Source organism: Aureimonas sp. SA4125, from assembly GCF_019973775.1.
Lineage (GTDB): Bacteria > Pseudomonadota > Alphaproteobacteria > Rhizobiales > Rhizobiaceae > Plantimonas.
On sequence record NZ_AP025032.1, the window covers coordinates 1,307,317 to 1,321,897 of the forward strand.

Here is a 14,581-nt window from a genome sequence, read left to right on the forward strand (position 1 = left end):
GCAACGGCCCGGGGATCGGGACGATGCCGGCAAGGTGACGCGTGAAGAGAGGGGCCGGTATCGCCGGGCGCCGGGCGGCACCCGGCGTCATGCCTATTTCGGGGGTTCGGCGGCGGCGGCCTGGAGGCCGCTGCCCGTCAGCGAATCCATCGCGACGACTTCCGGCGCGACCGTCGCGCCGGGGCGCACGCGCTGCAGGCCGTTGATGACGATTCGCTCATCCGGCTTCAGCCCCTCGGTGACGATGCGCAGGCCGTCGGCCCGCCCGCCAAGGGCGATCTCGCGGTATTCGGCCTTGTTGTCGGCGCCGACGACGAAGACATATTTCTTGTCCTGGTCGGTGCCGACGGCGCGCTCGGAAACGAGGAGGGCGTTTTCCTGCTTCGCCCCGCCGAGCGACAGCCGGGCAAACTGTCCGGGCATCAGGCTGCCGTCGGTGTTGGCAAAACTGGCGCGGATGCGCACCGTGCCGCTGACGGGGTCGACCGTATTGTCGATGAGCTGCAGCTCGCCGTCGATACCGGCGCGCCCGCCGGCGTCCATGCGCACTGGAATGCTGTCGATGGCCTTGCGCGGATCGGCGCCCTGCGGCAGCGAGCCGAGCGCCTCGGCGACGACGTCCTCGCCGGCCTCGAAGCTGGCATAGATCGGGCTGACCGAAACGAGCGTGGTGAGAACGGGCGAGGCGGCGCCGGCCTCGATCAGATTGCCGACGGTGACCTCGATGCGGCCGACGCGGCCGGCGATCGGCGCGCGGATCTCGGTATAGCCAAGGTTCAGCGTCGCCGTGCGCAGCACCGCTTTTGCCGCTTCGAGCTCGGCGATGGCGCCGCTCTCGCCGTTGATCCGCTGGTCGTAGTCGCTCTGCGACATCGTGCGCGACTGGACCAGTCGCTTGCCGCGGTCGAGTTCGTTGCGGGCGAGCGCGAGGCGGGACTCGGCCGCCGCGACGGTTGCTTCGGCGCGTGCGACCTCGGCCTGGTAGGGTCGGGGATCGATGGTGACGAGGAGATCGCCGACGGCGACGAGAGAGCCCTCCTGAAAATGGATGGCGTCGACTGCCCCTGCGACGCGAGAGCGCAGCTCGACGCGTCCCACCGCCTCGAGACGGCCGGAAAACGACTGCCACTCAGTGACGGGCCGGGCAGCGACGACGGCGACCGAGACCGGCATGGCCGGGGGCGGCGCTGCCGCGACGGCCGGGCTGTCCAGTTCCGCGGAATCCTGTCCGACGAGGAACTGGGGACCCGCGAGCGTCGCGGTCACGACGATTGCGCCAAGAAGCGCATTGCGTGTCAGAGAATGACGGGTCATGAGATCATCCTGTTCCGGCGAACAAGCGCCACCAAGTCAAAAACCGGTGGACGAACGTTTAGTTGACGTTTCATACCGGTCGGTATAGCACAGAGATAGGGGCGCCTGGCAGCCTGAGTCAATCGTAATTATGTACTGATCGGTAATTATTTTGCAGGAGACCAAGAAAATGGGCCGGCCCCGGGAATTCGACGTCGACGAAGCGCTTCAGGCGGCGATGGAATTGTTCTGGCGCAAGGGCTACGAAGGCACCTCGCTGACCGATCTGACCGACGGGATGGGGATTACCAGGCCCAGCCTCTACGGGACCTTCGGCAACAAGGAAGAATTGTTCCGCAAGGCGCTCGAGCGCTACGAGCAGGGTTATATGGGTTTCTTCCGCGAGGCGATGAAGGAGCCGACGTCGCGCGCCGTGGTCGAGAAGATGATGAACGGCTATGTCGAGGCGTTGACGGCCTCGTGCAATCCCGGCGGCTGTTTCGGCATCAACGCGGCGATGGCATGCAGCGACGCGGCGACCGCCGTGCAGAAGGCCGTCATCGAAAAGCGCAGGTTCGGCGAGCAGACCCTGGCCGAACGCATGCAGAAGGCCAAGGACGAGGGCGACCTGCCGGCCGATTGCGATCCGGTGGATCTCGCCCGCTACATCATGACCGTTTCGCAGGGGATGGCCGTCCAGGCTGTTGCCGGCGCCGGCCGGGAATCGCTGATGAAGGTCGTGGAGATGACCTTGCGGACCTGGCCCGGCTGAGCAAGGTTCGCCGACCGACGGTTTCCCGCGACATCCCGAGTTCTGCGATTTGCCGTTGACAGGCAATTCCGCGTGGAGATATATACCGAAAGGTACACAATTGGGAGGATCACACGCGACGCTGAAGGTTGATCGCACCCGCCGCGTGCGGCGGTGAGCGACGTCAAGGCGCCGCCACGGGCGCGGCCTATGGGCGTTGCCGGTGGCGTAGCGCCTGTGCCTCCGGCATATGCCGCGCTTCTCTCCCGTTCGTCTCACGCCGTCCGGGCTTTCGCCGGGAAGGGCGTGTCCGTGGGTCGCCGGCCTCCAGCGGCGGCCCACGGCCTGCCAGAGCGAATGGCTGTCCTTCGAGGCGCCGTGCCGTTCTAGATACTCGCTGACGCGTGATCTTTTCAGAACGCTGGAGGTCCGGCGCTCGGGATCATGCGCTTCCCGCCGCCTCGCTCCCGATGCGGGGCATGCCATGGCCTTTTCGGCATTCCGCCGGGCGTGGCTGGCCGCCGGGCGAAGCGGCCGGTCATCCTCGATCTCAACCCCCAGGAGCCTCTGATGTCTCTCTCGATCTATCCCAGCTCGGTCGGCGCCATGACGCGCATGCTCGGCAATCTGTCCGCTCTGCTCGATGCCGCCGTCGCCCACGCCGAAGCTGCCGGCATCGATCCCGCGACCCTCGTCGCGGCACGCCTTGCCCCCGACATGCACCCGCTCTCCAGCCAGATCCAACTCGTCAGCGACACCGCCAAGGGCGCCGGTGCGCGGCTTTCCGGCATCGAGGCACCGAGCTTCGCCGACACCGAGACGACGTTCCCCGAACTGAAGGAGCGCATCGCCAGAACGATCGCCTTTCTCGGCACGGTCGACGTCGCCGCGGTCGATGCCAGCCAGGACCGCATCGTCACGCTGAAGACCCGCTCCAGCACCATGACCTTCACCGGCAGCGACTACCTCACCCACTTCGCCCTGCCGAACTTCTACTTTCACGTCTCGATCGCCTACGCGATCCTGCGCGCCAACGGCGTGCCGATCGGCAAGATGGACTATCTCGGCAACCGCCCGGCGGCGCCCCAGCCGGAAAAGCAGGTTCAGCTCTTCGGTTAAGGCCAGCGGTCGACGCGGTTCCGATGCCGGGCGCCCCGGGTTACCAAATTCAAGGGTCGGTCGGCGGGTCCTGTGGCCAGCGCAGGAGGGCGGCGTGGCCGGCGCCGGTGAGGGCGTAGATGCCGCGCGCCTCGCGGACGAACCAGCCATAGACGTCGCGCTGCAGGATTTTGGGCGCGTCGGGGGTGACGCTCTTGAGGTCGCGCGGACGCAGGGGGCCGGCGGCGAGTCTTGCCGCCATGGCGAGCGCCGCCTGCCGGTAGGCGGTCATGACAGGCGCGCGTGACCCGCCGCCCGCGGTCGGGTCGCCGCGTCGTCGCTGATGCTCGCGCATGAGGCGCGAGCGCTTCTTGCCGTCGCGGCGAGGGCTTGGGGCTTCCGGGCTGAGAAGGATCTCGACAGTGCCGCGCTCGCTGACGCCGAGGAGGCCGAAGCCGAGCCGCCGGCAGAGATTGCGAAAGCGCGCGTCGCTCTCGCGGCCCTTGCCCCGCTTCGACAGCTTCGCCGCCAGCCAGACCTCGTCGGCGGCGGCGGCGCGCTCCACGCCCTGCAGCACGAGTTCCAGGTTGAAGCTGAGCTTCAGTTCGCAGATCACCACCACCGGCGGCTCGCCTTCGCTGAGCCCGAGGAGATCGCATCCGCCGACCTCGCCCTTCACGGTGAAGCCGAGGGTCTCCAGATAGGTCTTCACCGGTGCGTAGAGCGTGGTTTCCAGAGGGTCTCTCCCGGTGCTTCCCTGATTCCGGCATGTCACCGTTTTCGAGGATGCTGCGACTCGTTGGCGGCCGTCGGCGCTTGTCCACCGGCGCTTGTCCACGACCGGCACCGCTTCGTAAAGGTCTCATGCGTTGTCGGGCTCCGACCCCGGTCCGCGGCGACGCGGCGGTACAGGCAACCGGTGCGCGGGTATTCGAACAAGTGCCCCGACGCCCTAGCTGATGGTGGATGGCCATTCGCGCCAGCCGCCGCGCATCCAGCGACGGCGGCGGACGGCCTTCCCCGTGCCCGGTATTCTCGCAGGGCCTTTCCGCAGTCAATTCGAAGGACCTCCACCATGAACGGAGCCGATAGCCTCGCCGATACGCTTCTCCTCAACGGGATCGATGTCTGCTTCGCCAATCCCGGCACGTCGGAAATGCACTTCGTCGCGGCGCTCGATCGCAAGCCTTCGATGCGTTGCGTGCTCGGCCTGTTCGAGGGCGTGGTCACGGGGGCCGCGGACGGTTATGCGCGCATGGCCGACAGGCCGGCGGCGACACTCCTGCATCTCGGCCCCGGCCTCGCCAATGGACTGGCAAACCTGCACAATGCCCGCCGCGCCGGAACGCCGATGGTCAACGTCGTCGGCGATCACGCGTCCTATCACCTGGTGCACGACGCGCCGCTGCAGAGCGACATCGAGGGGCTGGCACGGCCGATGTCGCACTGGGTGCACACGTCGCAGAATGCGGACGCCGTCTCGCGCGATGCGGCCACGGCGATCGAAGTCGCACGGACGGCGCCGGGGCAGATCGCGACGCTGATCCTGCCGGCGGATGCGGCGTGGAGCGAAACGAACGCCGCGATCGCCGTCGCCAAGGTGCCCGAGGTGCCCGTCGTTGGCGAATGCGCGATCGCGGCCGCCGCGGCGGCCTTGCGCAACGGCAAGCGCACGCTCATCCTCCTCGCCGGCATGACGCTGCGCGCCGGCGCACTCGAAACCGCCAGCCGCATCGCCCAGGCGACAGGCGCCCGCCTCCTGACGCAGCAGGCGAACGGGCGGATGCAGCGCGGCGCCGGGCGGGTGGCGCTCGAACGGGTTTTCTTCCGGATCGACGCGGCCGTGGCGGACCTGAGGGAGGTCCAGCAGGTGATCCTCGTCGGCGCCAAGGCGCCGGTCGGTTTCTTCGCCTATCCCGGCAAGCCCGGCTCGATGCTGCCGGAGGGTTGCGCCGTCCTCACCCTGTCGCAGCCCGGCGAAGACGGTCCGGAGGCGCTCGAGCGGGTGGCCGACGCACTGTCGATCGGCCGGGACGTCAGGCCCATTCTGAGCTCCGGCGAACGCCTCCCGGTTCCGGACGGCGCGCTGACTCCGGTCGCGATCGCGCAGGCCGTGGCGGCGCTGATGCCGGAAGGCGCCATCGTCGTCGACGAGTCCGTCACCTCCGGCTTCGGTTTCTTCACCCCGACGCATCAGGCCGCACCGCACGATTTCCTGCAACTGACCGGCGGCGCGATCGGCATGGGCCTGCCCGCGACGGCCGGCGCGGCGATCGCCTGCCCCGGGCGCAAGGTGATCGGCCTGCAGGCCGACGGCAGCGGCATGTACACGGTGCAGGCGCTGTGGACGCATGCCCGCGAAAAGCTCGACATCGTCACGATCATCTATGCCAACCGCTCCTATGCCATCCTCCGGGACGAGTTGAAGGGCGTCGGTGCGGGCGAACCCGGCGCGAATGCACGCTCCATGCTGGATCTCGATCGGCCCGACCTCGACTGGGTGCACATGGCAAAGGGAATGGGCGTCGAGGCGGGACGGGCGACGAACGCGCGGGAATTCGTCAACCTGCTGACGGCCGCCATCCGCGGCAACGGCCCGTTCCTGATCGAGGCGGTGATCTAGCCGAAGGCCCGGAAATGGCAGCCTGAACGACGGACGCTCCCCCGCCGGGCGGTCTCGGGAGGGGGCGCGTGCGTGCCGGTGCCTTGCCTGCAGAACCTGATTTCGACGGTCGACGGCGAGGAGCGCCGCCTGCTGGCGCCGACGGCCAGAGCGTAGAGGGCCTGCGTTGCGACCCGGGCCGCGGATGGCGGTCCGGCGCGCTCGCCTGCGGCCGCAAGGGCGGACGCAAGGAAGCCGAAACTCTCACATCGGAAGCAAATCGCCGACGTTAACGGTGCCTTCGGCAATTCGATTTAAATTGCTACCTAACAATTAGCATTTGGGCACGTTATGCAGGGCAACAGGGTTTTAAGGGCGCCGACGATCGCGCGGCATGACCGTCAGGCCACCGGTCGGATGGCGAGAGATCGCATGGCTGGTCAGGCGACCGGGTTCGAACGGCCGCCTGCATGTAGATAAAGCTGAAAATCCTGCTCGGCTGCCTGGCGCTGACGCTTGTCACCCTGATCGTCGGGGTGATCGCCCAGCATTCGCAGCGCGCGATCGGCACCCTGGCCGCCAGCATCTATGACGACGTGCTGATTTCAACCAATTCCTTGCGTTCGGCCCAGAACGGCATGCTGGAACTGGATGCCGCGGTGCAGCGCGACCAGGGAGGGGACGCGGTCGCCAATGTTCTCACCCCGGCCCAGCGCGCCCGTCTGACCTCGGAAGTGGCGGCGCTGATCGCCGACCTCTCGGTGGCCGGGCAAGGGTCGATATCCGCCGAAGGTCGCAGCGCCACCGAAGCGATCGGAAGGCGTCTGGCGCGCCTGCACGCCTCGAGCGGCGCGCTGACCTTGCGGCTTCTCCTGAAGGAGTTGAGCACGGCGCGCGAGGAGGTGGACGCGGCCGTGCGCGTCTTTGCGGCCGATGCCTACGGCGTGCGCCGGGATGTCGCCGACATGGTCGATTCCTCGATCGACCGCAATTACCTCGCGATGGGCGTGGCGACGCTGGCTGCGGTCCTCATCTGCCTTGCGCTGAACCGCGCCATCGTGCCGGCGCTGAACCATGCGGTGGCCATCGCCAAGTCGATCGCCGCCGGCAATTTCAGCAATGCGATCAATCCGCGGGGGCGCAGCGAAACGGCCGAACTCCTGTCGGCGCTCGCCGTGATGCAGACGAGCATCGCGCGCCATTTCGGCGAGATCGAGGACGATGCGGCGACGCAGGCCGATGCTTATGACAGCCGTATCGCCGTGCAGAATGCCCGCTTCGAGGCGGCGCTGAACAACATGACGCAGGGTCTGTGCATGTTCGACGGGAAGGGCAGGTTGGCCGTCGTCAACCAGCGCTTTATCGAGCTGTTCGGGCCTGTGGCATCAGGGACGCCCGTGTCCGACCTGGCGAAGAAGCCGGCGCTGGCCAGCATCTTCTCGTCCGCGAAGGAGAGTTTCTTCACCCGGCAGATGGACGACGGCACGATGCTTGCCGTTTCCCGTCAGGGCATCGCCGCGGGCGGGCACGTCTACACCTTCGAGGATATCACGGAGCGGCACAACGCGACGCAGCGCCTCAGCTATCTCGCCAATCACTGCTCGCTGACCGGACTGCCGAACCGCTCGCGCCTCGCCGAGCGGCTGCAGGAACTGAGCGCCGATCCCGGACTGATCGGCGAGACCGCGGTGCTGTGTCTCGATCTCGACGGCTTCAAGGCCGTGAACGACACGCTCGGCCATCTCGTCGGGGACATGCTGCTTCAGGCTGCCGGCCGCCGGATCCTCGACTGCGCCGGAGACGCGGACCTCGTCGCACGCACGGGCGGGGACGAGTTCGCCGTCGTCCATATCGGCGGCCAGCCCGAAACGTCCGAGAGTCTCGCCGCAGCGATCATCGCGGCGATGGCCGCCCCCTTCGTGGTGGATCACCATCGCATCGCCATCGGCGTCTCGATCGGCATTGCCGTCGGCGACCCCGCCGCAACCTTAAGTCCCGGCGACAGCTATGCGCTCCTGAAGAATGCCGACCTTGCCTTGCACGCGGCCAAGGCGCTCGGGCGCAACAGCTACAGTTTCTTCGAACCGGCGATGGACGAAAGGCTGCAGTCGCGCCGGCGGACCGAGACCGATCTTGCTTCGGCGCTGGAGAAGGGCGAGTTCGAGCTCTTCTACCAGCCCTTCGTCAACGTCACCCAGCAGACGATCTCCGGCTTCGAGGCACTGATCCGCTGGCGTCATCCGACGCGCGGGGCGATCTCGCCCGGCGAATTCATCCCCATAGCCGAGGAGGTCGGGCTGATCGCGCCGATCGGCCTGTGGGTGCTGGAATCGGCCTGCCGGCAGGCCATGCTCTGGGCGACGCCGTTGCAGGTGTCCGTCAACCTGTCGCCGGTGCAGTTCCGCGAGGCGACCTTGTACACCGATGTCAGGCACATACTGACGGAGACCGGCCTGCCGCCCGGCCGGCTTCAGCTGGAAATCACCGAAAGCGTTCTCCTGCACGACACCGAGAGCGTCCTGGCCGTGCTGCGGGGGTTCCGCAAGCTCGGCATCCGCATTTCCATGGACGATTTCGGCACCGGCTATTCCTCGCTTGGCTATCTCAGCCGCTTCCCCTTCGACAAGGTCAAGATCGACCAGTCCTTCGTGCGCGACCTGATGAAACGCGAAAATCTCGCCGTGGTGCGGGCGGTGATCGGCCTGTCCAAGGCGATGGGCATCGGCGTCATCGCGGAAGGCGTGGAAACCGCGGGACAGCGCGACCTGCTCCTGGCGGAAGGCTGCGACGAGATGCAGGGCTACTACTTCAGCAAACCCCGCCCGGCCGCGGAACTGCCGGCCTTCCTGGAAGCGTTCAGCGCTGCTGCCGATCTACCGCGCCGGCGCGAAACAGTCGCTCCGCGTACCAGCGACGAGGCCCGCTTGCCCACCGGCAGGGCCGCCCTGACAGGCTTTTCCGAAGCCCGCGCCGCCGACTGACCTTCTTTGCCGAGAACAAACTGGCGGCCCGCCGAATCCGACTGGAAAGCCTTTGCGAACCGGAATAGGTTCCGCAAGGTAGCCTAGAGCGCCGGGCGAAAAAGTGGGAACCGGTTTTTCGCAGTATCCGGCGCGGCGACTTGAAATCCAGCGTTTCGCGCGATCCCGGAAAATCGCCCGAAACGCTAGAGAGTGCTTGGGGGAAGCGATGCGGAAGCTGTTTCGGACGCGCGGTATCGGTGTGCTCTTGGCCCTCGCACTCGCGGCCCTGACGGGGCAGCCGGCGCTGTCCCAATCCACTGCCGAACGCCGCATCGTCTCTTCCCCCAACGCCGACTATTTCGGCGGCGACTACGACATCCTGAAGGATGTCGACGCCAATATCTGCGAGACCGCCTGTCTCTCCGATGCCAAGTGCCAGGCCTTCACCCTCAACACTTCGACGAAATGGTGTTTCCTGAAGTCGGAAATCGGCGAACTGCGTTATGCGCAGAAGGCGACGTCCGGGCGCGTGGTCACGGCCGCGGCCCTGACCGAGGACCAGGTCGCCGAGCGGGAGGCGGAACTTGCCTTCCTGCCGAAGGAGCAGCGCGACGGAGCCGCCCAGTTGCGTCTGGCCGTCGAGGGCGAGGAGCGCGATGCGGGCCTCGACGACGGTGCGATCGCTGCCGCTGCCGACACCGCGCTCTCCGGCCGCGACTTTGCCGAGGCCTCAAGGCTCTACCGCGAGATCCTGAAGCGCGATGCGTCTGATTCCGAAGCCTGGAAAGGCCTCGCCCTCGCGACACTCGCCTTTACCTCGGACGACTACGAGCAGAAGCAGGCGAACGACGCCCTGCGCGCACCGGCCGCGATCAACGCCTATGTCACCGCCGCTGACGCCGTCGGCAAGGCGAGCGCGCTCGATCTCCTGGCGCAGTCGATGGCCGCAGCCGAGGACTGGGCCAGCGCGATCAAGACCTGGCGCGCCAGCATCGCCGTCCTCGACCTTGCCGAAACGCGCACCCGCCTCGACGCGGCCGTTGCCAGCCACGGTTTCCGCATCACCGACAACACCGTCGACAACAATGCCGCCAACCCGCGCATCTGCGTGAACTTCTCGGAGGCGCTCGCGCCGTCTCTGATCAATTCCGAGACCATCGGCAACTATGTCTCGGTCGACGGCGGCGACAGCCTGCCGGTCTCGGCCAGCGGCTCGCAGGTCTGCGTCGAGGGTGTCACGCATGGCGCGCGCTACCGCATGGTCATTCGGCCCGGCATCCTCAGCGCCAGCGGCGAGAAGACGGCCCGTCCGTCCGACATCTCGGTCTATGTCCGCGACCGCGACCCCTCGGTGCGCTTCGCCTCGAACGCCTATGTCCTGCCGGCCGGTGGCGAGGCGACGATCCCGGTGACGACGGTCAACACCGATACGGTGCAGGCGCGGCTCGTGCGCATCGGCGACCGGCAGCTCGCCCGCACCATCGCCGAGAGCCGTTTCCTCGGCCAGTTCGCGAGCTACGAGGTCGACGACATCGCCGACAACCAGGGAGAACAGGTCTGGAAAGGGTTCGTCGACGTCGCCCGCAGGACGAACGAGGAGGTCACGACGGCCATTCCGGTGTCGGCTCTCGTCACGGACCTCCATCCTGGCGTCTACCTTCTTTCGGCCAACGCGACCAACGCCAAGAACGACTACGAGGCGCTGGCGACGCAATGGTTCGTCCTGACCGACATCGGTCTCTCCACCTTCTCGGCCGAAGATGGATTCCACGTCTTCGCCCGATCGCTCGGCACGGCCCTGCCGCTCCCCGGCGTCAAGCTCGACGTCGTGGCGGCCAACAACAACGTGCTCGGCACCGTGACCACGGACGACAAGGGCTATGCCAGGCTCTCCGCCGGGCTGATGCGCGGCACCGGCGGCGACCGGCCAGCGGTGCTGATGGCGTCAGCCGACGGGGCCTCTCCTGAAAACACCTCGGCGGCAAAGCCCGAGGATGGCGCGGCGCCCGGCGATTTCGTCTTCCTCGACCTGACGGCGACGCCCTTCGATCTCACCGACCGCGGCGTCGAGGGCCGGCAGCCGGCCGGCGCCCTCGATGTCTTCCTGACGCCCGAGCGCGGCATCTACCGCACCGGCGATACCGCCCATTTCACCGGCCTGATGCGGGACGGCCGTGGCGAGGCGGTGGAGGGGCTGACGCTGACCGGCATCGTCACGCGTCCCGACGGCGTCGAATTCGCCCGCCAGCAGATCTCCGGCGAGGCGGCCGGCGGCTTCACCTGGGAGACGAGCTTCCCCGCCAACGCCATGCGCGGCGCCTGGACCTTTGCCCTCTTCACCGATCCGAAGCGTCCGGCACTGGCGCAGCAGACCGTCCTCGTCGACGATTTCGAGCCGCAGAAGATCGATTTCGACCTCACGGTGGCGGGCGAGATCCTCGATCCGGCCGCGCCGCCGGCGGCTTCGGTCGACGTGCGCTATCTCTTCGGGGCCGCCGCGGCCGGGCTCGAAGTGTCTGGTGTGACGATCCTCCAGGTGGCGGAGACCATCGACGGATTTTCCGGCTATCATTTCGGCCTTGCGGACGACGAGCCGACGGCCATGCGCATCCCCTTCTCCGGAGACGTGACGGACGAGGCGGGTCACTCGTCGCTCACCATCGAAAAATTCGAGCCGCCGGTGACAACGAAGCCGCTAAAGGCCTCGGTCCAGGTCCAGGTCACCGACGCCGGCGGAAGACCTGTGGAAAAGACGGTCGACCTGCCGCTGGCGGGCGCCAAGCCGCGGCTCGGCATCAAGCGGCTGTTCGATGGCGCGGTCGGGCAGGGCGCAGAGGCGGCTTTCGATATCGTCGCGCTCGGTCCGGACGCCAAGCGGTCCGGTCTCTCCGAGGTCGACTGGGTGGTCAACAAGATCACGATGAACTTCCAGTGGTACCAGTCGAACGGCCGCTGGAACTACGAGCCGACCCGCTCCGTCGCCCGCGTCGCCAGCGGATCGCTGGATCTTTCCGCCGAAGCGGGCGGCAAGATCGCCGTCCCTGTCGAGTGGGGCGGGTACGAGCTCGTCCTGACGGATCCCGCCGGCAATGCCCTGCCGGCAAGCGTTGCCTTCGACGCCGGCTGGTATGTCGCCGCGACCTCGGCCGAGACGCCCGACATCCTGAAGGTCTCGCTCGACAAGCCGCGCTACGCCATCGGCGACAAGGCCGTCGTCCATATCGAGCCGCGCTTTGCCGGCAAGGTCGAGGTGCTCGTCATGGACGAGCGCGTCATCACGAAGGCCAGTGCCGACATCCCGGCCGAAGGCGGCGACGTGACGCTCGACGTCACCCGCGACTGGGGCCCCGGCGTCTATGTCACCGCAGTTCTCTACCGGCCGATGAATCTCGTGGAAAAGCGCATGCCGGGCCGGGCGATCGGCCTCGTCCACGCCGCCGTGGATCCCGGCAATCGCGCCTTGGCGGTCAGCCTCAAGGCGCCGGCCGAGATCGAGCCGCGCCGCACCGTCGACGTCGGCCTCACCGTCGCCGGCATCGCCGAGGGCGAGACGGCCTATGTGACACTGGCCGCCGTCGACGTCGGCATCCTCAACATCACGAGCTTCACGCCGCCCTCGCCGAATGACTTCTACTTCGGCCAGCGGCGGCTCGGCGTCGAGATCCGCGATCTCTATTCCCGGCTGATCGACCGCATGCAGGGCGCGCCCGGCTCGGTCCGCTCGGGCGGCGACGCCGGGGCGTCGATGGTCTCGCCGCCGCCGATGGACCAGCTCGTCGCGCTCTTTTCCGGCGTCGTCACCGCCGGAAAAGACGGCAAGGTCTCCATTCCCGTGGCTGTGCCGGATTTCAACGGCACGCTGAAGCTGATGGCCGTCGCCTGGTCGAAGAGCGGCGTCGGCGAGGCCAGCGCCGACATGCTCGTGCGCGACCCGATCGTCGTGCAGGTCAGCCAACCGCGCTTCCTGGCGCCGGGCGACACTTCGCGCATCGCGATCGACGTCAACCATGTCGAAGGACCGACGGGCAAGGTCCAGCTGGCGCTCTCCGGCGGCGAGGGCATCGTGCGCCTCGAGGCGAACGGGGACTCTTCGTTCGAGCTCGCCGCGAACGGCCGCCAGCGGGTGATCGTGCCGGTGACGGCGGAAACCGTCGGCGACGCCGCCTTCGAGCTCGCGATGACGACGCCGGACGGGACCGTCCTCACCAAGAGTTTTCTGCTGCCGGTGCGCTCCCTTGCACCGGAAACCGTCGCCAAAAGCCGCTTCGAGCTGGCTGCGAACGGCGGCCGACTGACCCTCGGCGACGATATTCTCGAGGGCTACGTGCCGGAGACGGTGCGTGCGACCGTGTCGATCACCGGCCTCGGCGGCTTCGACGTCGCCGGCGTCGTCCGGGCGCTCGACCGCTATCCCTATGGCTGCACCGAGCAGCTGACGAGCCGCGCCATGCCGCTCGTCTATCTCGACCAGACGATCCTCTCCGCCGGACTTTCCGGCAGCGAGGACGTCGCCGAGCGCGTGAATGCGGCGGTGAAGGGCGTTCTCGCCAACCAGTCGTCGAACGGCAGCTTCGGCCTCTGGCGCCCCGACAGCGGTGATCTCTGGCTCGACGCCTATGTCGCCGACTTCCTGACGCGTGCCCGCGAGACGGGCTACGCGGTGCCGGATGAAGGCTTCACGCTCGCCCTCGACAACCTCCGCAATTCCATCAACTATCTGCCGGAACAGCCGGACTGGGGCCCGGTCGCCTATGCCTATTACGTCCTTGCCCGCAACGGCCGTGCCGCGATCGGCGACCTGCGCTACTACGCCGACAACGAGGCGGGGAATTTCAGGACGCCGCTGGCCCAGGCACACCTGGCCGCCGCGCTCGCGCTCTACGGCGACCGGGTGCGCTCGGAAACCGTGTTCCGCATGGCGGTGGACGGCGCAAAGGCGGACCAGGGACAGGTGTCCAGCCGCAGCGACTACGGCACGCCGCTGCGCGACGGCGCTGCCGTTCTGACGCTGGGGGTGGAATCAAAGATCGAGGGCGTCGACTTCGAGGGTCTCGTCCAGCGCGTCGGCATCGAGCGTTCGGAGAAACGCTTCACGTCGACCCAGGAGGACGCCTGGTCGCTGCTTGCGGCCCACGCCCTCCTCAACAGCCGGCCGCCGAGCCTCACCGTCGCCGGAGAGGACCGCGAGGGCGCCTTTGCCGCATCCTACGACGCGGGGGCGCTCGCGACCCCGGTCGACTTCGCCAACCGCGGCGCCACGCCCGTCTCGGCGGAGATGACGCTTGCCGGCGTGCCGCGCGAGGCGCCGCCGGCCGAAAGCGCCGGCTACTTGATCGCCCGCAGCTACTACACGCTGGAGGGCGAGGAAGCCGATCCCTCGACCGTCGGGCAGGGCGACCGTCTCGTCGCCGTCATCGACGTCCAGCCCGGCGATGCCGAGGCCGCGCGCCTCATCGTCGACGACCCGCTGCCGGCGGGCTTCGAGATCGACAACCCGTCGATCCTGCGCGGCGGCGACGTCGCCAGCCTCAGCTTCCTCGAACTCACCGACGAGGTGGCGCATACCGAATTCCGCGCCGACCGCTTCATCGTCGCCGTCAACAAGGCGGCCGGCGACGCTGCCTCCATGCGCTTTGCCTATATCGTGCGGGCAGTCTCGCCAGGCGAATTCGTCCATCCCGCGGCCGTCGTCGAGGACATGTACCGCCCCGAACGCCGCGGCCGCACCGACGAAAGCCGCGTGACGGTCGTCGGGGCGTTGCAATAGGCGGGAGGCAAGGGCGACACGGTTTGCGCGCGGCACCCCCCTCTGTCCTGCCGGACATCTCCCCCTCAAGGGGGGAGATCGGAAGATCGCAGCCCTATCCGCGCCTG

7 protein-coding genes are annotated in these 14,581 nt (G+C 67.8%); 5 read left to right on the top strand and 2 right to left on the bottom strand.

Annotated features, from left to right (window positions below):
• Window positions 1–93: 93 nt before the first annotated feature.
• Window positions 94–1,314: an efflux RND transporter periplasmic adaptor subunit gene (locus Sa4125_RS06010; RefSeq protein WP_224004779.1), complete on the bottom strand. Its 1,221-nt coding sequence runs from the start codon at window positions 1,312–1,314 to the stop codon at window positions 94–96.
• Between the two features lie 169 nt (window positions 1,315–1,483).
• Here Sa4125_RS06010 and Sa4125_RS06015 point away from each other — a divergent pair, with 169 nt between their 5' ends.
• Together Sa4125_RS06015 and Sa4125_RS06020 are read left to right on the top strand one after the other, a co-directional pair.
• A complete protein-coding gene (locus Sa4125_RS06015; RefSeq protein ID WP_224004782.1) occupies window positions 1,484–2,065 on the top strand; it encodes a TetR/AcrR family transcriptional regulator in 582 nt (193 codons plus the stop codon).
• Between the two features lie 549 nt (window positions 2,066–2,614).
• Window positions 2,615–3,163 (top strand): DUF1993 domain-containing protein, encoded by a 549-nt coding sequence (locus Sa4125_RS06020; RefSeq protein WP_224004785.1) that lies wholly within the window; start codon window positions 2,615–2,617, stop codon window positions 3,161–3,163.
• A 49-nt stretch (window positions 3,164–3,212) separates the two neighbouring features.
• Here Sa4125_RS06020 and Sa4125_RS06025 read toward each other — a convergent pair whose 3' ends face one another.
• Entirely contained in the window at window positions 3,213–3,854 is a 642-nt protein-coding gene (locus tag Sa4125_RS06025) for a DUF2161 family putative PD-(D/E)XK-type phosphodiesterase (protein ID WP_345944316.1), read from the bottom strand.
• A gap of 363 nt (window positions 3,855–4,217) precedes the next feature.
• Between Sa4125_RS06025 and Sa4125_RS06030 the strand changes: the two genes are divergently transcribed.
• From Sa4125_RS06030 to Sa4125_RS06040, 3 genes are all read left to right on the top strand, one after another.
• A complete protein-coding gene (locus Sa4125_RS06030) occupies window positions 4,218–5,765 on the top strand; it encodes an acetolactate synthase large subunit (RefSeq protein WP_224004787.1) in 1,548 nt (515 codons plus the stop codon).
• Between the two features lie 515 nt (window positions 5,766–6,280).
• Complete coding sequence (locus tag Sa4125_RS06035; protein ID WP_224004790.1) at window positions 6,281–8,725, top strand: EAL domain-containing protein; 2,445 nt, start codon at window positions 6,281–6,283, stop codon at window positions 8,723–8,725.
• Between the two features lie 208 nt (window positions 8,726–8,933).
• A complete protein-coding gene (locus Sa4125_RS06040) occupies window positions 8,934–14,474 on the top strand; it encodes an alpha-2-macroglobulin family protein (RefSeq protein WP_224004793.1) in 5,541 nt (1,846 codons plus the stop codon).
• Window positions 14,475–14,581 lie beyond the last annotated feature (107 nt).